Annotated in this window: 20 protein-coding genes; 7 read left to right on the top strand and 13 right to left on the bottom strand. The window is 65.5% G+C overall.

The genetic code is table 11. From position 1 onward, the window contains the following. Positions 1–13 precede the first annotated feature (13 nt). The 9 genes from ACRAQ3_RS16020 to ACRAQ3_RS16060 all read right to left on the bottom strand — a co-directional run bounded on the left by ACRAQ3_RS16020 (position 14) and on the right by ACRAQ3_RS16060 (position 10,842). On the bottom strand, positions 14–688 hold the full coding sequence (locus ACRAQ3_RS16020) for a DUF3618 domain-containing protein (RefSeq protein ID WP_432256498.1): 675 nt from the start codon (positions 686–688) through the stop codon (positions 14–16). Further along, entirely contained in the window at positions 681–1,103 is a 423-nt protein-coding gene (locus ACRAQ3_RS16025) for a phage holin family protein (RefSeq protein ID WP_432256499.1), read from the bottom strand. The genes ACRAQ3_RS16020 and ACRAQ3_RS16025 overlap by 8 nt, the downstream gene beginning before the upstream one ends. Before the next feature lie 398 nt (positions 1,104–1,501). Further along, complete coding sequence (locus ACRAQ3_RS16030) at positions 1,502–4,594, bottom strand: PAS domain-containing protein (RefSeq protein ID WP_432256500.1); 3,093 nt, start codon at positions 4,592–4,594, stop codon at positions 1,502–1,504. A 402-nt stretch (positions 4,595–4,996) separates the two neighbouring features. Then, the gene (locus tag ACRAQ3_RS16035; RefSeq protein WP_432256501.1) at positions 4,997–5,956 is read right to left on the bottom strand and encodes an ABC transporter substrate-binding protein; all 960 of its coding nucleotides are present in this window, start codon (positions 5,954–5,956) and stop codon (positions 4,997–4,999) included. A gap of 22 nt (positions 5,957–5,978) precedes the next feature. Beyond that, complete coding sequence (locus ACRAQ3_RS16040; RefSeq protein WP_432256502.1) at positions 5,979–6,941, bottom strand: ABC transporter substrate-binding protein; 963 nt, start codon at positions 6,939–6,941, stop codon at positions 5,979–5,981. A gap of 115 nt (positions 6,942–7,056) precedes the next feature. Next, complete coding sequence (locus ACRAQ3_RS16045) at positions 7,057–7,929, bottom strand: (2Fe-2S)-binding protein (RefSeq protein WP_432256503.1); 873 nt, start codon at positions 7,927–7,929, stop codon at positions 7,057–7,059. Positions 7,930–7,934: 5 nt separating this feature from the next. Beyond that, a complete protein-coding gene (locus tag ACRAQ3_RS16050; RefSeq protein ID WP_432256504.1) occupies positions 7,935–8,984 on the bottom strand; it encodes a FecCD family ABC transporter permease in 1,050 nt (349 codons plus the stop codon). Continuing rightward, complete coding sequence (locus ACRAQ3_RS16055; RefSeq protein ID WP_432256505.1) at positions 8,981–9,988, bottom strand: FecCD family ABC transporter permease; 1,008 nt, start codon at positions 9,986–9,988, stop codon at positions 8,981–8,983. The genes ACRAQ3_RS16050 and ACRAQ3_RS16055 overlap by 4 nt, the downstream gene beginning before the upstream one ends. Further along, positions 9,985–10,842: an ABC transporter ATP-binding protein gene (locus ACRAQ3_RS16060; RefSeq protein WP_432256506.1), complete on the bottom strand. Its 858-nt coding sequence runs from the start codon at positions 10,840–10,842 to the stop codon at positions 9,985–9,987. The genes ACRAQ3_RS16055 and ACRAQ3_RS16060 overlap by 4 nt, the downstream gene beginning before the upstream one ends. 140 nt (positions 10,843–10,982) lie before the next feature. Here ACRAQ3_RS16060 and ACRAQ3_RS16065 point away from each other — a divergent pair, with 140 nt between their 5' ends. Together ACRAQ3_RS16065 and ACRAQ3_RS16070 are read left to right on the top strand one after the other, a co-directional pair. Beyond that, positions 10,983–11,525 carry a hypothetical protein gene (locus ACRAQ3_RS16065; protein WP_432256507.1) on the top strand — a complete coding sequence of 181 codons (543 nt, stop codon included), beginning with the start codon at positions 10,983–10,985 and terminating at the stop codon, positions 11,523–11,525. Then, positions 11,522–11,992, top strand: a complete 471-nt coding sequence (locus tag ACRAQ3_RS16070) for a Dps family protein (RefSeq protein ID WP_370162766.1) — start codon at positions 11,522–11,524, stop codon at positions 11,990–11,992. Before ACRAQ3_RS16065 ends, ACRAQ3_RS16070 begins: the two co-directional genes overlap by 4 nt. 114 nt (positions 11,993–12,106) lie before the next feature. Here ACRAQ3_RS16070 and ACRAQ3_RS16075 read toward each other — a convergent pair whose 3' ends face one another. Next, positions 12,107–12,355: a DUF1289 domain-containing protein gene (locus ACRAQ3_RS16075; RefSeq protein ID WP_432256508.1), complete on the bottom strand. Its 249-nt coding sequence runs from the start codon at positions 12,353–12,355 to the stop codon at positions 12,107–12,109. A 334-nt stretch (positions 12,356–12,689) separates the two neighbouring features. On the opposite strand from ACRAQ3_RS16075, the gene ACRAQ3_RS16080 reads away from it, so the two are divergent. Beyond that, a complete protein-coding gene (locus tag ACRAQ3_RS16080; RefSeq protein WP_432256509.1) occupies positions 12,690–13,457 on the top strand; it encodes a sucrase ferredoxin in 768 nt (255 codons plus the stop codon). 30 nt (positions 13,458–13,487) lie between these two features. Here the strand turns inward: ACRAQ3_RS16080 and ACRAQ3_RS16085 are convergent, their stop codons facing one another. From ACRAQ3_RS16085 to ACRAQ3_RS16095, 3 genes are read right to left on the bottom strand one after another with little or no spacing between them, the layout of a single operon-like run. Further along, on the bottom strand, positions 13,488–14,282 hold the full coding sequence (locus tag ACRAQ3_RS16085) for an ABC transporter permease (protein ID WP_432256510.1): 795 nt from the start codon (positions 14,280–14,282) through the stop codon (positions 13,488–13,490). Beyond that, positions 14,282–14,848 (bottom strand): ABC transporter ATP-binding protein, encoded by a 567-nt coding sequence (locus ACRAQ3_RS16090; RefSeq protein ID WP_432256511.1) that lies wholly within the window; start codon positions 14,846–14,848, stop codon positions 14,282–14,284. The genes ACRAQ3_RS16085 and ACRAQ3_RS16090 overlap by 1 nt, the downstream gene beginning before the upstream one ends. Then, positions 14,796–15,011 carry a hypothetical protein gene (locus ACRAQ3_RS16095; RefSeq protein WP_432256578.1) on the bottom strand — a complete coding sequence of 72 codons (216 nt, stop codon included), beginning with the start codon at positions 15,009–15,011 and terminating at the stop codon, positions 14,796–14,798. The genes ACRAQ3_RS16090 and ACRAQ3_RS16095 overlap by 53 nt, the downstream gene beginning before the upstream one ends. Here ACRAQ3_RS16095 and ACRAQ3_RS16100 point away from each other — a divergent pair. Genes ACRAQ3_RS16100 through ACRAQ3_RS16115 form a run of 4 tightly spaced genes read left to right on the top strand, consistent with a single transcriptional unit; the run spans position 15,001 to position 18,785 of the window. Then, positions 15,001–15,915, top strand: a complete 915-nt coding sequence (locus ACRAQ3_RS16100; RefSeq protein ID WP_432256512.1) for an ABC transporter substrate-binding protein — start codon at positions 15,001–15,003, stop codon at positions 15,913–15,915. The genes ACRAQ3_RS16095 and ACRAQ3_RS16100 overlap by 11 nt on opposite strands. A 2-nt stretch (positions 15,916–15,917) precedes the next feature. Then, positions 15,918–16,955 (top strand): FecCD family ABC transporter permease, encoded by a 1,038-nt coding sequence (locus ACRAQ3_RS16105; protein ID WP_432256513.1) that lies wholly within the window; start codon positions 15,918–15,920, stop codon positions 16,953–16,955. Between the two features lies 1 nt (position 16,956). Beyond that, the gene (locus ACRAQ3_RS16110; protein ID WP_432256567.1) at positions 16,957–17,985 is read left to right on the top strand and encodes a FecCD family ABC transporter permease; all 1,029 of its coding nucleotides are present in this window, start codon (positions 16,957–16,959) and stop codon (positions 17,983–17,985) included. After that, a complete protein-coding gene (locus ACRAQ3_RS16115) occupies positions 17,985–18,785 on the top strand; it encodes an ABC transporter ATP-binding protein (RefSeq protein ID WP_432256514.1) in 801 nt (266 codons plus the stop codon). The genes ACRAQ3_RS16110 and ACRAQ3_RS16115 overlap by 1 nt, the downstream gene beginning before the upstream one ends. Positions 18,786–18,941: the final 156 nt, after the last annotated feature.

Here is an 18,941-nt window from a genome sequence, read left to right on the forward strand (position 1 = left end):
GTGGGCGCGGAGGTCACAACTTTCGATCGCTTTCCCTGGTGGGAGTGACAGGGTCCGGAGAATGATCGGCCGATTTCCTCGGCTCCCCAGCAGGAGTGGGGGCGGATGACGCCGATGGAGTCATCGAAGCCGGTCGGACCGCCTCGCTCTCGCGCGCGGGTGCGGAGGGGTCGCGCTTCTGCGGGGTGACTGGCACAGCACCGGAGGCGCTGGGGGGCGGGGCGACACCCGTAGACACCGGCGATGACACTGGGCGTGCCGGCTCAACCGCCGGTTCGTCGGGAAGGTCCGAAACCCCGGGTTTGCGATCGGAAGCCTCGGTTTCCCACTCCTCCGCAAGATACGCCTCGCGCTCTGCCTCCCTGCGATCGCGGGCCCTTTCGTCCTCGAGCCGGCGAGAAGAAAAGGAGCGTCGCCTGGCCGTTTCCTTCGGACCGAAGAACAGCCATGCGAGGCCCACGGCCGTCAGCACCACCCCCATCGGACGCTCGCGGAGCACCCGGCCGAAGCTGTGACCGAACTCGGAGCGGTTCTCCTTGAGATACCCTCCGGCTCGGTTCCAGGCGTCCTCGAAGGTGAAACGGCTCAGCGCTTCGTCGATCGTGTCATGCAGCTGCTGCCGCTCGGCCGCGATATCCCGTTCGATCTCCTCGGGGGAACGAGTATTGTTTCCGGTGTGGTCAGCCATTGCGCGCCTCCTTCAACGTCTCCGCGTCCCGCTGAACGTTGCGGACAGTGCGGGTGGGCGCGAGATTGACCAGCTTCAGCTTGTTTTTTCCGCTGATCACCAGGACGACCGCGATGATCGCGAGCACGCCGCCGACAATGAGCGCCGACCAGCCCGGCCCGACGCCGGCCTCGGTCAGCCATGCCACGAAAGCGGCGGCGAAAACATTCAGGGATACGAGCAGCAGGACCGCGCCGGTCGCGATCATGGCGATGGCGGCAATCGCTTTGTTCAGGCTCTGCTGCATCTCGGCGCGGAAGAGGTCGAGCTCACCGCGCATCATGCCCGTCGCATGGTTCATTGCCTCGGACAACAGCTCCGGGGCGCTGGCGCGATCCGTGTGAGCTGCGCCTTGATCGGGTGGGGTATGTGTCATGCTGTCCTCCGAAGATGACTTGCAAATTTTGCAGTTCCCCGGACAAGCGATATGCAAGGAATTTTGTTCCCCGAGCATCCACTCTGGGACAGATGTAATGAAATGGTATATCAAAAAGAGAATGGCGGGCGGTTCAGTTGCGGCGCAATTCACCACCCACCTAATTCTTAATTTGCTAACGACTTCTATCGCATCGGATTGGCCGAGGATACAGCTTCAATATATACCCCCTTGGGCATAAGCCCAAAAGCTTGAGCGGCCCCATGTATTTGGACGACGCGGCTCCTGGGAGGCCACTCTGCGGACGACATACGAACTTCCCAGATTAGCTCCTCGGGCGGGCAGATGTCCGTGGTGAGACCCTGGCGTCATGCAGCGTGTGAAGCCCCCGAGGGAGGCTACGGCCCGTCCGGCCTTTTACTCTTGCTCGCCGCGGTCCCTTCGAACGAAGCGGCAAGAGCCGAGAGCAGGCTTTCGGGCGTGACGGGTTTCTCGATCCGCTCCGCAGACGCGAGCTCGGGCGGCGGTGAAATCGTGCTGCCGTAACCGGAGGCGAAGATGAACGGTATGCGCCGCGCTTGCAAAGCGCGCGCCACAGGCCAGACGAGGTCGCCATCGAGGTTGATGTCCAGGACGGCCGCATCGAGGTCTTCGGAGGCGGCCAGCTGCAACGCCCCGGGCAGAGTTCCGACGGGACCTGCGATGGCACAGCCGGCGGACCTGAGGATGTCCGCGACCTCCTGGGCGACGAGATGCTCGTCCTCGACCACGAGGACCTTCCGGCCCCGCAGGGCCGCCGGATCTCCGGCAGGACCTGCCCGTTTCTCACGGGAGCCAGGGGCACGACCGCCCCCCCGCACCCGCAGCTTGTCCACCGGCAGATCGAAGGTGGCGCGCAGCCCGTCGCGCGCATAGTCCACTGAGACCGCCCCTTCGAGTTCGGCGGCCAGTGCCCGCTCGATCAGAAGAGAACCAAAGCCTTTCCGGCTGGGTCTCGCCTCGATGGGCGGACCGCCTTGCTCCTGCCACGTGATGACAAGACGCGGCGCCTCCCGGCTGTTGGCCAGATGCCACTTCACCGTCACCTGCCCCGCGTCACGAGAGAGCGCGCCATACTTGGCAGCGTTCGTGACCAGCTCGTGAAACGCCAGGTTCAGCGTCTGGGCCGCCTTGGGCGTCACCTTCAGGTCCGGCCCGCTGGCGGCGATGCGCTCGGCGCGATCGCCGCGATAGGGGGCGACGGCGCTCTCCACCAGATCGTCGAAGCGTGCGCCCTCCCATTGGCTTCGGGCCAGGAGGGCATGCGACTGGGCCAGGGCATTGATGCGGCCGACGAGCCGATCCGCCGCCTCGGGTCCGAACGACTGTCCCCGCCCGAGGCTTTGCCGGGCGATCGACTGCACGACCGCCAACACGTTCTTCACGCGGTGGTCGAGTTCCGCCATCAGCATCTTCTGGTGGTCTTCGTCCTGTTTCCGTTGCGAGACGTCCTTGAAGAGCACGGCCATGCGCCGGTCCTGCGGGGCACCCACCGGGAAGGCGTAGACATCGAACCAGCGCCCGAGCAGATCCGACTTCTGTTCGAACCGGATCGGTTCGCGGGTCTCGACGACCCGACCGTAGATTTCGAACCAATGCTCCTCGAGATCCGGTGCGGCCTCGCGCAGCCACTGACCGAGGATGGCCTTCGAAAATCCGGTATGCTTGTAGAAGGCCGGGTTGGCCTCGACGACGCGATAGTCGACACGCCCATCCGGCCCGTCGAAGCGAAACTCGTTCACGCAGAAGCCTTCGTCGATGGCTTCGAACAGATCGCGGTAACGCTTTTCGCTCGCCCGAAGCGCTGCCTCGGCGCGACCCCGCTCGACTGCGGCCCAGCAGCGCTCCGCGGTTTCCCGGGCAAGGGCGATGTCGCGATCGCTCCACTGCCGGGGGCTGTCCTGCACGACGCAAAGGGCGGCCCTGAGTTCGCCGTTCCTCACCAGGGGAACGTCCACCCAGGCCCTCACGCCCACGTCGCAGTAATACTGCCGTTCCGCCTCTTCCACCTCGCGCGCGACCGCGGCGTCCTGAACGACCCATGTGCCGCCTGCGCAAAGCTGCTCGTAGGCCGAGCGGAACTGAGCAGTGGGGTAACGCCCCTCCAAGCTCGGGGCGCCGGGCACGGCATAATCTGGGGCCACCAGACCGTAATCCTCCCCCCGCGGCCATTCGGCGAAATAGGCGCGGGTCGCGCCCAGTTTCTTTCCGAGCAGCCGGGTGGCAACCGCCGTGATGTCGGAAGGCTCCGAGCGCGTGCGGAGGGCGTCGCTGAGTTCGAGCAGGAACGTCTGCCGCGTCTCGGCTTCGCGCAGCCGCTCTTCGGCAGCCCTGCGCTCCGTGACGTCGAGGAGCACGCCGCGGATGCGTGCCGGGCGTCGCTCGCCGCCGAATGTCGCGAACTCGGTGCGGCCGTGCATCTGCACCCAGCGCACCGCGCCATCCGGCCGGATGACGCGGTGTTCGTGAAAGATGGCGCCGTCGCCTCGGGGATCGAGCGTCTCGGACAACATTTCGGCCACTGCTGCCCTGTCCTCGGGATGGACGAAGTCCGGAACAATGCCAGCCTGCGGCGGCGGGCGATCATGCGGATAGCCCAGTATGTCGCGCAACTCCGGCGACCAGAACAGGGTGCCGGCCCGCCGGTCCTCGTCGAAGACGCCGATATGCGCAGCCGCCGAGACCTCCTTCAATCGGCTCGTGCTCTCGCGGACATCGGTGATGTCGCGGATGGCGAGCAGAACCAGCTGCATGTGATCCAGACGCCGTCCGTTCAGCACCATCACCCGCTCGCCAATGTCTTCGAAGGTATGGGTGACTTCGTAATCGTCGAAGCTGTTCTGCCGCGGCAGGATATCTTCCAGCAGTCGGCGCAGTTCGGGAATGTCCCATTGGCCGTTGCCGAGGTCGTAGACGAGACGGCCGACCGTCTGCGACGGATCGACCTTGAACGCCTCGTAGAACGCCTCGCTGGCCGAGCGGACGCGCAAGTCGGGATCGAGGACCAGCAGCCCCTCGCGCACGCTGTCGATGAGCTTGTCGGCGAATTCGAGCCGTCCCGCCAGTTCGGCGCGCAGCCCTTCGCGCTCCGTTTCGTCGGACAGGGCCAGGAGGATCAGGTCAGGGTTGCCGGATCGGATGATCCGTCGGGCGCTGACCGACATGATGCGCCGACCGATGCGCTCGAAGTCGTGGTCGACCCGGTAGCCGGAAATGAAGGTCTGTTGCGGCAGTATCTCGCCCAGGAGGCGGCGTAGTTCCGGGATGTTCCACTGGCCGTTGCCCAAGTCGTAGACCAGGCGGCCGAGAGTTTCCTCGCGAGCGACGCGGAACTGCCCAAGGAAGGCATCGTTGGCCGCTTCCACACGAAGATCCGCATCGAGGGCCAGAACGGGCAGCGGCAGGGTCTGGAGGATCTCGTTCGCGAGATTGGCGTCTCTGTCGTGCTCCATCAGCAGTCCTCGGTCGTGCCGCATCGTCATCAGGAATGGTCACATGGCGCGACGCTACAGCAGGGCAAGAGGGAGCGGAACCGAGATGAGCCCTACCGGAACTCCTGCCCTGTTGGGAGGGGACTTTGGAGGTCAGCTCTCAATGTCGCAGGACACCCTTCCCATAGCCACGTCGTCAAAAACGGCCGTTTGAGGTAGGATGTGGCATGTAGTCCAACAATCCGCTTCTATGGCTGATAAGAGGGGTTACCGGACAGGAACTGGAGCGGACAGAGCCATGCTGTGCGGATCATGCCCAGCATGGCCAAGGTTGAGGTAGTCGAGTCTCGATGCCGCCCTTGCTCGGGGCGGCGCCGCCTCTCCATGCTGCGACGTCCGCTCCCCGAGTGGCATCTTCTTTCCTTACCGCAGTTGATCCGGCATCCGCACCAGTTCGCGCCCGCCCATATGGCTCAGGACGGTATAAGCGAGAGTGCCGGCCGCGTCATAGGTCGAGGTCGACGCGAGCGAACGCGGCAGGTAGACGATCTGATTTTCGCGGCAGGCATGCAGCGCGTCGCCCCAAGAGGGCAGGACGCCGTCCAGGACGGCCTTGGCATCGGCGACCGTTTCGCCGCGGTCGGCGCGATAGGTGACGAAGATCATGTCCGCGTCGAATCGCGGCAGCATCTCGGCCGAGAATGCCTGACGCTCGTTGCCCTCGATGGCGTCGACGATCTCTGGGAATTCGAAGCCCGCGTCGCGCAGCACCTTGCCGAGCGTGCCATAGGTGTTCCAGACCAGCAGCTCGCCGTCATGCCCTTGAATGACCGAGACGCGCAACTCTTCCGGTTCGACCTGGCCACGGACCAGATCGAGCTGCGCCTCATAGCGTGCTTCGAGCGCGGCCAGCCGATCATTGCGCCCGGTGATCTCCGCCAGCTCGGCGTAGACGTCGAAGTCGTCGGTCGTTGCGATGTCGAAGACATAGGTCGGCGCGATCCGGCGCAGCTTGTCCGGATCGGCTGTCTGCCAGTTCGTCGTCACGATCAGATCGGGGTCGACCGCGGCGACGCGCTCCACATCGGCTGGCAAGTCGCCCATGAACGCAATGTCGGAATTGGCGAAATCCATCCCCGTGGCCGTGGCGGAGGAGCGGATATAGGGCGTGCCGTCCGCCCGAGTCCGTCCGTGCGAGCCGACCGGCTCGATCCCCAGTTCCAGCAGCGCGACCGTCAGCGAGGTGTCATGCAGCGAGACGATCCGCTGCGGGTTGGCGGGCAGGGTGAACTCGACCCCGGTGCCGTCGGCGACAGTGCGGACCTCCTGCCCGGCCGCAGGCGCGGCGACCGCGATCAGGGCCATGGTGGCGAGATGCTTCATGAGACCTCTCCTCCTCTCTCGCTCAGTTCGCATCAGCGGTCGTCGCGGGATCGCCGTCGAGAGCGGTCTCGATCAACGGGACGAGGCGCTCCACCGCATAGGGGATCGACAGGAGAGAGGCATGCGAGAACGCGCCGACCAGCTCCTCGTCGAGAAAGAGCTCGCTCCCTTCCTGGGCGACATCGAGGAACTTGCGTGCGGGCAGGTCGAGGATCGGCTGTCTGTTCTCTTCCTCCGGGAGCCAGACGAGAAGATCTGTATCGATCGGCGAGAGGTCCTCGGGGGAGAAGTTGACCGCGAATTCATTGCCGATGATCAGATCGTCGATCGCCTGCGGCGTCTCGAAGCCCATCTCCGTAAGCAGCTGCGGGCGGACATCGTTCGACGTGTAGGCGCCCAGGTCGCCGTTCCACATATAGGCAACGGCGGCAGTCTTGCCGGCCCAGTCCGGATGGGCATCGGCCGCTGCCTGAAGCTCGGTCTCAACCGCGTCGATCCGCTCTTCGGCTTCCGCCTCGCGTCCGACGGCGCGGCCGGTCAGGCGCGCACGTTCGTCCCAGGGCAGGGCGTAGTCACCGACGCCCTCGGGGACCGCCACCACCGGCGCGATCAAGCTCAGGCGTTCGTATTCCTCGGCGGTGATACCAGACCACAGGGCGACGATCACCTGCGGCTCGGCGGCGGCGATCGCCTCGAAGTCGATCTGGCCGCGCAGGATTGTCGGGGTTCCCTCGAGCAGGGGCTCGGCCCAGGGCCAGACCGAGCGGGGGTAATCGCCATACCAGTGACGGATGGCCACGGGCTGCACGCCGAGGGCGAGCAAATCGTCGGCTCCGGCATAGTCGAGCGAGGCAACGCGCTCGGGCGCCTCCTCGATCACCGTCGTTCCAAATTTGTGCTCGAAGGTCACGGGGTAATCCTGTGCGAATGCAGGCCCCGCAAGGCCGATGATGATGGGCGAGATGGCCGTAGTCAGGCGCAGCATGGTCTTCTCCGGTTTTGCGAAATGAGATGTCGCGCCCGCGGCGGCAGGTCCGATGGCAGGCGCGGGCGAGTGAGCGGACTGTGATGGCCGCATGCTCGGTCGGTGAGGGGACTCGTCACGCCTTCTCCAGCCCGTGCTTGCGGCGCAGATGGGCGCGCAGCAGCGCCTTGCGGCTCTTGGGGTCGCGCAGGACGCAGGTCGAACAATATGCACCGCCCTCTGTCGTGTAGTAGCGGCAGCAGCCGCCCCGCGCCCGGAACCATTCGCCGATATCCGGCCGCTCGGGCAGATCGATCCGAACGAAGCCGGTCTGGCGGGAATGGAGTGGGTTCTGCCGATCGCGCAGAGCCGCGTAGGCCATTTCCATGGCCTCCTCCTCCCGGCCCGCATGCTTGCCCTGCATCAGGAGCGCGCCTGACAGGGCATCGCCGACGAGCCTCCACAGCGCGCCCTTTGACAGGCCCGAGCGATCAACGAGAGACCGGACGAGCGGCGCGAACAGCTCGGGCAGCGCGGCGCCCAGCATTGGGGCGGGCGCGCTGCACGGCAAGAGGTCCGTTTCAGAAAGCACGACGTCATAGGCGCGGCCTTCGCCGCTTTGCCCATCGAGGTGCCATAGGGCGCGGCGTGCGGTCAGCGCGACGGTATTTGGGGCGAGGCGCGCGGGTCGCAGCCCCTTCAGCGCCAAGGCCGCGAGCACCTCGCTGACGGCGAAGGCGGTCCGGCCCAGCAGGTAGGCGGCGGCGAGCTTGTCGTCGGCGCCCGGCTGCGCCTGTGCCTCCGCGCCAAGCCATGCTTCGAGCAGCTCGGCCCCTGGCGTATCGAGGCGAAGCACCTCTTCGGGGGCAGGACCCGCGTGCAGCCGCGCCGAGAAGGCGTCGCGCAGCCGAGGCAGTTGCGCGGCGGCCGCCGCGAAATCGGCACCGACGGCATCATTCCGTAACGCGGCGCCGTCGGTCGGGAACGGTGCCCGGCTTTGTCGTATCATCCTCGTCACAGGCTGGCCCTCGCCTGAGTGCGAAGAAGGAGCCATACGAAGAGCGGCACGCCGATAAGTGCCGTCACCAGTCCCGCCGGGATCTGGACCGGTGCGAAGGCAAGGCGGCCGGCCAGATCCGCCGCGCCCACGAGAAGCGCGCCGGTCGCCGCCGAGAGGGCGAGGTGGAGTCCCACACCGCAACGCGCCAGCCGGTGGGCCAGATGCGGCGCGACGAGGCCGACGAAACCGATCGGTCCGACCATCGCCACCGCCGCCGCGGCGAGCGCCACGGACAGGGTGATTAGCGCCATGCGGGTCCGGCCGACCCGCAGCCCGAGCCCCACCGCCATCTCCGGCCCCATGCGCATTGCCGCCATCGGCCGCGAGGCCATAACGAGGGCCGGGGCGAGGCAAAGTAAAGCGCCGCCCAGGACCGCCACCTCGCCCCAGCCCGCCGCATGGACCGAGCCCGCCAACCAGCCAAGCGCCGAGAGCGCGCGGTCGATCTGCCCATAGGTCAGGAAGGCCGAGGTCAGCGCGGAGACGAAGGCCGCGACGCCGATGCCGGTCAGGATGAAGCGCATTGTCGCCCCGCCCGATCTGCGCATCGCGATGCCCTGGATCAGCGCGGCCACTGCGAGGGCGCCCCCGAAGGCAAGCACGGGTCGCATTGCTTGGGGCAGTTCGGGCCAGGCCACCATCGCCGCGACGACGGCAAGGCCCGCGCCTTGGCTCACCCCGACCAGCGACGGGTCGGCCAGCGGGTTGCGCGTGACGTTCTGGAGCGTCGCGCCCGACAGCGCCAGCAGTGCACCGGCGGCAAGCGCGGCGAGGGCGCGCGGGAAGCGGAACTGCCAGACCACCGTCTGCGCCATATCCGACGGTGCCCGCCCGGCGAGGGTCATGACGACCTCGGTGGCCTCGAGCGGGTAGCTGCCGGCCATCAGGCTGGCAACCACGAGGGTGCAGGTCAGGCCCAACAGAACAGCCAGCACGGTCAGGGCATGCACCGGCAGGGTGTATGTGACCGGCCCGTCGAGCCGGATGAGCAGGCCTGCGCTCACAACCGTGCCCTCACCAGCCAGACGAAGATCGGCGCGCCAAGAAGGGCGGTGACGAGGCCGGTCGAGATCTCGACGGGGGCCAGCACCATGCGCGCGGCCACGTCGACGACGAGGAGATAGCCCGCGCCCGCGAGTGCCGACCATGGCATGATCTGCCGGTAATCCTGCCCGGCGAAGAGGCGCACGACATGCGGCACCACGAGGCCGACGAAGCCCATCGGTCCGGCCATGGCCACGGTGGCCGCGGTCAGCGCCACGACGGCGAAGAGCGCGAGCGCCTTCACCCGCCCGACATTCAGTCCCAGCCCCGTGGCTGTCTCCTCGCCCATGGCAAGCGCCGTGACCTGCCGCGCGATGGCGAAGGCGACGACGAGACCAGCGCCGAACCAGGGCAGGGCCCAGAGCATGACGCCGCCCTGCGCACCGGCGAGCGATCCGGTCATCCAGACCCGCAGCTGCTCGAAGCTCTGCTCGTCGAGCAGGTTCGCGATGGTCACGAGCGCGGCGAGAAAGGCCGTGACCGCCGCGCCGGACAAAACGAGCGTGAGCGGCATCGCCCCGCCAGGCGCGGCCGCGGCGATCCCCCAGACGGCCATGGCCGCGATGACCGCGCCGAGGGCCGCGACCAGCGGGATCAGCGCTGGGGCGGCAAGGTCGAACACGCCCACAACAAGCACCACCGCGAAGGAGGCGCCGATCAACAGCCCGAGGATGCCCGGATCGGCCAGCGGGTTGCGCGTCACGCCCTGCATGAGCGCGCCGGATACGGCGAGCGCGGCGCCGACCATCGCCGCAAGAAGCGCGCGTGGCAGGCGCAGGTCGACAATCACCACGTGCTCGAAGACTGACGCGTCGTAGGAGAGCAGCGCCTCGGCCACGACCGGGAGCGGAATGGTCCTGGCCCCGACCGAGACATGCCACGCAAAGGCAAGCGCGAGCGCGGCCAGCGCCAGCAGGGGCGCAAAGCCGGGGCGGCGCGCAGGGCGGGTCGAAGGCGCCGTCATTGCGCGACGATCCGGGACATGACGTCCTCGTCCGGGGTGACGACCGGCACGCAGACCGGCCGGCCGCTTGCGGGGTCGCGCAGCACGTTCGCTTCGAGACCGAAGACCTTCCGCAGGTTCACGGCGGTGAAGACGCGCTCTACGTGGCCCTCGGCGAGAATGCGGCCGTCCTGCATCATGACCAGATGATCGGCGAAGGCGGCCGCGACGTTGAGCTCGTGCAGGACGACGACCAGGCTGCGCCCGTCTTCCTTCGCGATCCGCCGCAACAGACGCATCAGGTCGACCTGAACCTTTAGATCGAGAAAGGTGGTCGGCTCATCGAGGAGCAGGATGTCTGTCTCCTGCGCGAGCACCATGGCGATCCAGCAGCGTTGCCGCTGCCCGCCGGAGAGCTCCGACACCGGTCGGTCGGCGAACCCGATCACATCCGCCGCCTGCATTGCGGCCTCGACGGCCTCGGCGTCCCGCCGCGACCATTGCCGCAACAGCGACTGGTGCGGATAGCGCCCTTGCGCCACCAGCTCGCGCGCGCGCAGCCCCTCCGGGGCGATCGGCCCCTGTGGCAGTAGGGCAAGTCGCTTGGCGACCTCGCGCGTCGGCATAGCCCCGATGGGACGGCCATCGAGCCGGATTTCCCCGCTGCTGACGGGCAGGACGCGGGCCATGGCCTTCATGAGGGTGGATTTTCCGGAGCCGTTGGGACCAACGAGAACCGTCAATGCGCCATCCGGCACATCGAGGGAAACATCACCGACGATTGGCGCGTCGCCATAGCCAACCGCGACACCCGCCACGCGAAGGCGAGATGCAGCGCTCTCTTCCGGAGCATCTGAATTGTTGTATCCGGTCATGCTCTGCCCCTGTTGCGACGCCTAAGCAAATCTGTCGGATTAGACAAGTTGACTGACAGTATTTGTCGGGTATGAGAAAGCCGAATGAAGGAGCGGCGGAGGCCGATGTCTATCCGTCCCCTTTTTCGACGTGATGCCCGATGGACATCGTCGGGAAACAAGATGCTCGACCGACTCTGAACCTGGATAAAACTATGTTCCTCGCCGCCTCCGACCTCCGCGTCGTCTCTGACAGCGACCAGCGAGCTTCATTGGAGCCCAAGGACCGGCGGCTGCTGGCCCAGATGCGCCTGTCCGCCCTACGTTGCCGGTCCCGGAGCCGGATCGAGTTGGCGCAGGCCTGCGCCATGGTTGGCACTCGGCGAGACATTCCGCCGGAAACCGTGCTCGATGCTTTAATCCGGACGCTGGGTGAAGCGCTTGGCCGCTCTCCCCGCTTCTATCGACCGACCGCCCGGGCACTGTCCTTCGACGAAAGCTGGCTGCTGCGCCTGATCGCCGCTCTGCGCGATGACGACCTGATCAGTGCCACGTTCCTGTTGCACAGCCGCGTGCCAGCGCAGGTCCGGCGGTCTCTGGTTCATCTGGTCGCTCGCGTTGCGTCCGATAGTGACACGTTGACACGCTTGGCGGACGGGACAGATGATCCGGCATCCCCGAAGCTGGAAAGGATTGCGTCATGACACAGCCTGCCATCGAGTTAAGCCCCGATGCTCGGAAGGAGATCGCCGAGGCGCTGAACCAGAGCGTGGCGGAGACCGCGGTCACCACCATGCTCGCCCAGAACTTCCACTGGAACGTCACCGGTATGGCTTTCGGCGAATTGCATCGCCTGTTCCAAGAAATCTACGAGGATCACTTTCAGGCGCAGGACGATCTTGCCGAGCGTATCCGTGCCCTGAATGAGCATGCCGAGGGCAAACTTGCCGGCATGCTCGAGCGATCAAAGGTCGAAGAGCACGACGGTCATCAGAGTGATCGCGAGATGGTCGAAATCTTGATGAAAGCGCAGGAGACCATTGCTGCTACGCTGGGGGGCCTTGGCGAACTCGCAGCCAATCACGGTGATACCCTGACCGAGGATCTCGCCATCGAGCGCGGGCGAACCCACGAGAAATTCGCTTGGATGCTGCGCGCGCATCTCGGCTGATAACCGGCGACCAAGACGGTCGAGCGGCGCCCCGAGGGCGCCGTTCTCCGTCTCAGAAGGACCCACAAGACACGCGCTCGGACCATAACCGCCGTCGGCCCGGTGCGGTGGGGCTCAGGCCGGGACGGGCGGCGCCACGCCCTTCTTCGCGCATTTCTTCAGATAGGCCGGGGTCCAGTGCCGGTAGCGGCCCAGATCGTTCTGCTGATGGATCAGCATGGTGACGAAGGCCTGGCGATGCTCGGGCTTCTTCAGCGTCTTGAACATCTTCTTCTGGGCCTTGGTCATCGAGCAGCCGATGCAATGGCCTTCGCGGCGGAACTTGCAGACGTCGATGCAGGGCGAGGGGAGCTTATTTGCCATGTGTCCTCCGGCGACCAGAAAGTAGCAGGGTGACCGTGTTCCGGAAAATAGAAGATATGGCCGCAGGACAAGGCAGGCGGCATGCGGCCGCCTTCCATTGGCCTTCGTCTTGCAGCTTTTGTCGGGCAAGGAGAGCATTTCCAAGATGGAAGGCGGCCGGTTTTTCCACTTCGCCTGAGACCAGGGTGACAGGGAATGCCCCGCAGTTGCATCCGAAGCCCTGGCCGACCCGCTCTATCACTCACTTTCGGTCGTGCGCGATCCTATCTGGAGCACCATGGGTGATGGCGGACCTCATGCTGAGTGATATCGCCCGGATTTACGGTGTGGCAGAATGAGCGTCTCGCCCCGCCATTTTTGCCGCGAGGAAAGTATCGTCGCTGGCGAGCACCTGGCCGGCACCGGCGCGCATCGGGCGAGCATACTGCTGATTCGGTGGCCCAAGGGCCGGTGGACCCGCACGATCGATGCCGCCTCGGACATGACGAACGAGGAGCAGGCACTCACGGCCGCGCTCACCGCAGGTGGCCGGCGGGTGCAACTGGTCGACCGCAAGGGCGAAACCGAGGCGTGCCACAAGCTCTGGCTCTTCCCCGAAAACCTCACATGCAGCGTGGCGCGCGCGGATCTGACAAGGACATTGGCCGCCGTTGCGAGGCGGGATTTCACCGGATGGGAGGTATCCGACCGGCGCCTGCTGCTGGTCTGCGCCCATGGGCAAAAGGATCGGTGCTGCGCGCGGTGGGGCTTTGCCGCCTACAAGGCTCTCGCAGCGCGCGCGCCAGACGATCTTGAGGTTTGGGAGAGCACCCATCTTGGCGGCTGCCGTCTGTCCGCATCGACCTTGGGTTTACCGGCCATGACCAAACACGGACGCGTCGAGGCGCAGGACGCAAACGCGCTCATCGAGGCGGAGAGGCAAGGCCGCTGCTTGCCGCGCCTCTGGCGTGGCCCCTGCCATCTGCCGCCCGAGGCCCAGGCACGAGAGGTTTTCCAGCGGCTTGGACAGACCCAGCCCCCCGAACCGAGGCAGGTTACGCGCCCTGCGACCTGTGCCGAGCTTGATGCCGGAGAGAGGTCCGTCGGGCAGAGTTGGAGATGAACGGTTTCGACTTGGAAGAGCCGACGGCGGTCATGTCCTGAGGCGGAGCCGTTCGAGCCTGAGGCGGTGTCGTGAATCGGTGACGCGATATGCCATAGCGTAAGTGGCGCCCAGTGTGCCCAAGCCAGTCGCACCGGCAATGAGAAACATCAGCAGCATCTGGAGCTTGGCAGCCGCGAAAACCTCCGCGCCAGCGAGCAGTTGACCCGTCATCATCCCCGGAATGGTGACAACCCCGATGGCCGCCATGGCGTTGATGGTGGGCATCATTCCCCGGGCGACAGCTTGCCGGATGATTGGCCGCAGAGCCGCCATGCGTGCGGCGCCAAGAGCAAGCTGCGCCTCGATCGCGCGCGCGTCCTGAAGCACCCCCTGCGCGAACGTGTCGAGGGCCAGTGCCACCCCCGTCATCGACGCTCCTGCCACCATTCCGAAGACCGGCAAGGCCACGCGGGGGCTCCACCAATGGCTTTCGCCGCTCAAGAGCACGAGCGCCGGGAGTGTGACGACCAGACCGGCACTGAGCATGGCCGTTACGCCCACGAGGCCGGTCCAGAGGCGGCCTGGCGGCTGCTCCTGGCGCGCGACAACTTCGGCGCCGGCGAACCCTGCCATCGCGATCATCGCAGTGAGGGTGACGGCAAGGTTGTCGGCTTTGAAGAGCCAACCGAGGATGTAGGCGAGGAAAAATAGCTGGACCACCATCCTGAAAGCCGAGATCAACAGCGGTTTACCCAAGCCTAAGCGAAGAAAAAGCGAAATGGAGGTGATGAGCAAAAGAAGGCTAGCGGCCGACAGAATGTCGAGCAGCTCGGGCGAGTTCATCAGGAGAACCTCAAGCGCCGCGTGCCCAGACGGCTCGCTTGCTCTTCGTCATGCGTCACGAGTGCTATGGCACCTCCGCGACGCAGAAAATCTTTCAAAACCGCCTCTACCTGAAACGTTGCCACTTCATCCAATGAGCCTGTCGGCTCATCGAGCAGCAGCACGAGGGGCTCTCTCGCCAGAGCCCTGAGCAGCGCCCCGCGCTGCCGCTCGCCCGTCGAGAGGTGCAGGATTGGAGCATCCAGCCGATCCGGCCTCAGGCCAACTGCGGCAAGTGTAGCGGTGGCAGGGCGCATGGAGAAGTGGTCGCCGAGCGTCGGCCGCCAGAAGGCGGCTTCCGCGGCAAGATAGCAGACCTGTCGACGCCAATCTGGAGGTGCAAAGCTGTCGCGGTCACGTCTGTTCAGCGAGACTTCCCCCTCCGCCAGATCGAGATCCGCGACTGCGCGCAGCATCAGGGATTTTCCTGCCCCCGAGGGACCGGTCACGGCCAGGCACATTCCGGCCTCCAGATCAAAGTCTGGAACGGCGCCAGCGGCGGTGACCAAGTGACGAACCGAAAGCATGAATGCCCTTACGCAACATGCTGACACTCCTGCCGAAAGAGGCGGCCATGAGCAACAGCTCCGGCTGTAGCCACCGCAGAAGAACTTTACGCGGCGCGTTAATCTGACTATTCCGCTCGGAAATCGCTGGATGCTCATCAAGAGGAATGAAGATGCGGATCATTTTTTGCGCACTGGCCGTCGCCGGTCTTGTGGCGACCGCGAGCTCAGCTCGCGAGGTTACGCACGCGCTTGGCACGACCGAGGTGCCGGACGCGCCGGAGCGTGTAGTGGTGCTTGAATTTTCGTTCGTCGATGCGCTGGCTGCCGTCGACCTCCCCCCGGTCGGCGTCGCCGATGACAACAAGCGCGAGCGCATCCAGCCCGTGCTGCGCGACATCATCGGTGATGAGTGGACCAGTGTCGGCACCCGGAAAACGCCGAGCCTCGAGGTCATCGCTTCGCTTCAACCGGACCTGATCATCGCCGACAAGACACGGCATGAGGCGATCTATGAAACGCTTGGCCAGATTGCGCCGACGGTGGTCTATGACAGCCTGACCGGCGACTATGGCGATGTCCTCGACGAAGCTGCACGCATTGGCGAAGCGGTGGGCAGGGCCGAGGAGATGGCACAGTTCCAGAAGAACCACGAAGAGCGTATGGTTGCCATTCGCGATGAAATAGCGGCCGAAATCGATGGTCGGCAGGCCCAGTTTGGCGTGATAAACGCCAACGGGCTCTGGCTTCATAGCCCCCAGTCTTACGTGGGCAGCCTGCTCGACTATTTCGGGTTCGCTCCGGTCATGGATGCAACCGGCGATGACAACTACGGCGAACTCTATCAGCAGGTCACGCTCGAGCAGGTCTCCGAACTTGATCCTGGCGTGCTGATCCTCGGAAAATCCGAGGGCGAGCCGTCGCTCGATCAGGACTGGGCAGATGAGGCGCTCTGGCAGGAGATCGACGCCGTGCAGAGCGGCAAGGTCTTCGATGTCTCGTCGGACCTCTGGTCCCGCTCGCGCGGCATGCTGACCGCTGAAGTCACGGCGGATGACATCCGCGGGATTTCGCAGAACCTGAAGTGAGAATGCTGTCGCTCCAGGGCCAGCCCGCCCGGAGTGGCGCGATGAGGTGGCGCCGGGCAGCGCTGCCCGCCCTCGCGGCCGCCGCCCTTCTCTGTGGCGGCGCTCTCTCCTTGAGCACCGGGGGGCGAAGCGACGTCGGCCTCGCTGACATCTCGGGATTGTTCGCCGGGGCCGAGGCGACGCTTGCGCAGCAGACGATGCGCGATATCCGTGTGCCACGCACGCTGACCGCAGTTTTCCTTGGGATCAATCTCGGACTGGCGGGCTTGATCCTCCAGGCTATCACACGAAATGCGCTTGCGGCCCCGGGACTGCTCGGGATCAACCAGGGGGCGGCCTTGGGCATCGTTCTGGGACTGTTGGTGCCATCTCTCTCCGGCGTTCCCCAACCGCTTCTGGCCACCCTGTTCGGCCTTGTTGCCATCACGGCCACCTTCGCCATATCGGGCGCTTTCACTGGGCGGATCGACTCGCTGCGCCTTATTCTGGGAGGCATTGCGGTCGGGGCCCTGGGATTTGCAGCGGTCCGGCTGGGCTATACGCTCGAGGACGATCTTGCTCGGCAGGTTGTGCGGTGGACAGTCGGCGATATCGGTGGTGTGCGGCTGCCCGAGGCGGCGCGACTGGGAGCGACAGCTCTTTTGGGGAGCTTGGCGGCCCTCGCAATGGCCCAGCGGTTGAACCTGATGGCGCTTGGACAGGCGGCCAGCCACGGGTTGGGTGCCGACCCGCGGCGGACGTTGCTGATCGGTGCAGGTGTCGCATCTGCACTGACAAGCGTCTGCGTCTCTGTCGCGGGCCCCATTGCGTTCGCTGGCCTTGTCGTTCCGCATCTTGCGAAGGCGCTGACGGGGGCGGATCACCGGAAGCTCGTGCCCGTCACGGCCGCGCTTGGCGCGGGCCTCATGGCATGGGCTGACGCGGGCTCGAAGCTCTGGCCCGGCTTCGCGGAAATTCCGATTGGTGTGGTCGTGTCGATGATCGGTGCGCCTTGGTTTCTGGTCATCGTCCTGATGCGAAAGGGACAGGCACGTGGCTGAGATGGCTGCCAAACAACGAAGCTGGGGGAACAACCGGTCCCGGACCCTTTTAACGCTGGTCTGGCTCGGGCTTTGCCTGCTCGCGATCGTGTTTTTGGGCCTTGCCACCGGAGCGGTCAATGTGCCGGCCTCAACCGTGCTCAACACGCTTCTGGGATGGGATGGCCCACGGCAGGACTTCATCATCCTTAATTCCCGGCTACCCCGGACACTGCTGGCGGCGGTGACTGGGGCAGCGCTGGGTCTATCCGGCGCAATCATCCAATCTCTGCTGCGCAACCCGCTTGCCAGCCCCAAGATCGTCGGGATCAACTCCGGCGCGGCTTTCGCCGTTCTGCTTTGTGCCTTTCTTTTGCCCGATGCCGCAGCGCGATTGACACCGCTCGCGGCTGTGGTCGGAGGGATGGTCGCAGGGGCAGTGGTGTGGCTGATGGCGGGGCGCCTCTCTCTTGACGCGGCCCGCCTGACGCTCGTCGGCATTGCCGTCGGCTTTGTCATGGAGGCAGGCGTCGAATTCCTTCTGGTGACGCAGACCGGCCCGGAATTTTCCGCCCCTCTGGTGTGGCTGACCGGAAGCCTCTGGGGCCGTGGATGGACGCACCTGGCCTCCGTGGCGCCTGCTTTGTGCGTCTTGATGACGCTTGCGATGCTGTTGTCTTTCCGGCTCGATCTTCAGTATCTGGGACCCCAGCGCGCCTCCGCTCTCGGTGTGCGCATTGGTGTCGAGCGGGGCCTTCTGCTCCTGATCGGTGTGCTCCTTGCCGCACTGTCGGTGAGCGCAGTCGGCGTGGTTGGTTTCATTGGCCTGATGGCGCCCCACATCGCTGTTCGGCTCGTGGGGAGCCGGCATCGGTCCCTGCTGCCAGCCGCAGGGCTGATCGGCGCGATCCTCTGCGCCGGCGCGGATGTGGCAGGTCGCTCCATACTGCCGCCAATCGAGATATCGGCCGGCATCTTGACGGCGCTGTTCGGGGCGCCGTTCTTCATCTGGCTCCTTCTGGTCGAGAGCCGCCGCACAGGGAGACAGTGATGATCCACCTCCATGATGTTGAAGCGGGTTACCGCGCCTTCCGGTTGGCGCCCGCCTCCGTTGAATTTCCGTCCGGCTCTCTGACAGCGCTCATCGGCCCCAACGGCTGCGGCAAATCCACATTGCTGAAGGTGATGTCTCGCCAGCTCTGGCCCATGGCCGGGAAGATCACGATAGGAGGTGAGGATGCAGCCCGGCTGACGCCACGCGCTCTGGCGCGCCGGGTGGCGCTTTTGCCGCAAGAAAACCTGGCCCCGCCTGGAAGCAAGGTGGCAGAGCTGGTGGGCTACGGGCGGGCGCCGCATCAGAATTTCTTAGGCATGCAGACCGAGGTGGATCGCGAGCACGTCGCACGTGCGATGGAGCGGCTCGATTTGACGGAGCTCGCTGAGCGCGAAGTAGACACTCTTTCAGGCGGTCAGCGCCAGCGGGTCTTCATCGCCATGGCCTTGGCCCAGGATGCGCCGGCAATGTTGTTTGACGAGCCCACCAACTGGCTGGATATCCAGCACCAGGTAGAGGTTCTTCGGCTCATGAAGGGGCTTGCCCGGGAGGGCAGGAGCTGTGTGGTCGTGCTGCATGATATCGCTCAGGCCGCGCGATACGCCGATCGACTGGTGATCATGCAAGAGGGGCGGATCGTGGCGGCCGGAGCGCCCCAAAAGGTTCTGACCGCCGAGCTCGTCAACCATGTCTACAAGCTATCCGTCGAGATGCATCCAGATCCCGTCACGGGCACGCCGGTTCCAGTGCCGCTGGAGCTTGGGTCTCTCCCGCAGGGCCGTCGGTTCTGTGCCTGACTTGTGAGTTCGGATTGCGAGTTCCTAAAACGACCGCTTCTGGCGCAATCTCGGTTATGCCATCGCCACCCTCGGGTTCGGGCTGACCGTGAGACTTACTAAGGTCGCGGAAGCCGCACCCCCGGCTGCAAGGGCAGCAGGCGTCGAACGGATCGG

Source organism: Limimaricola sp. AA108-03, from assembly GCF_050847355.1.
Taxonomy (GTDB): Bacteria; Pseudomonadota; Alphaproteobacteria; order Rhodobacterales; family Rhodobacteraceae; genus Limimaricola.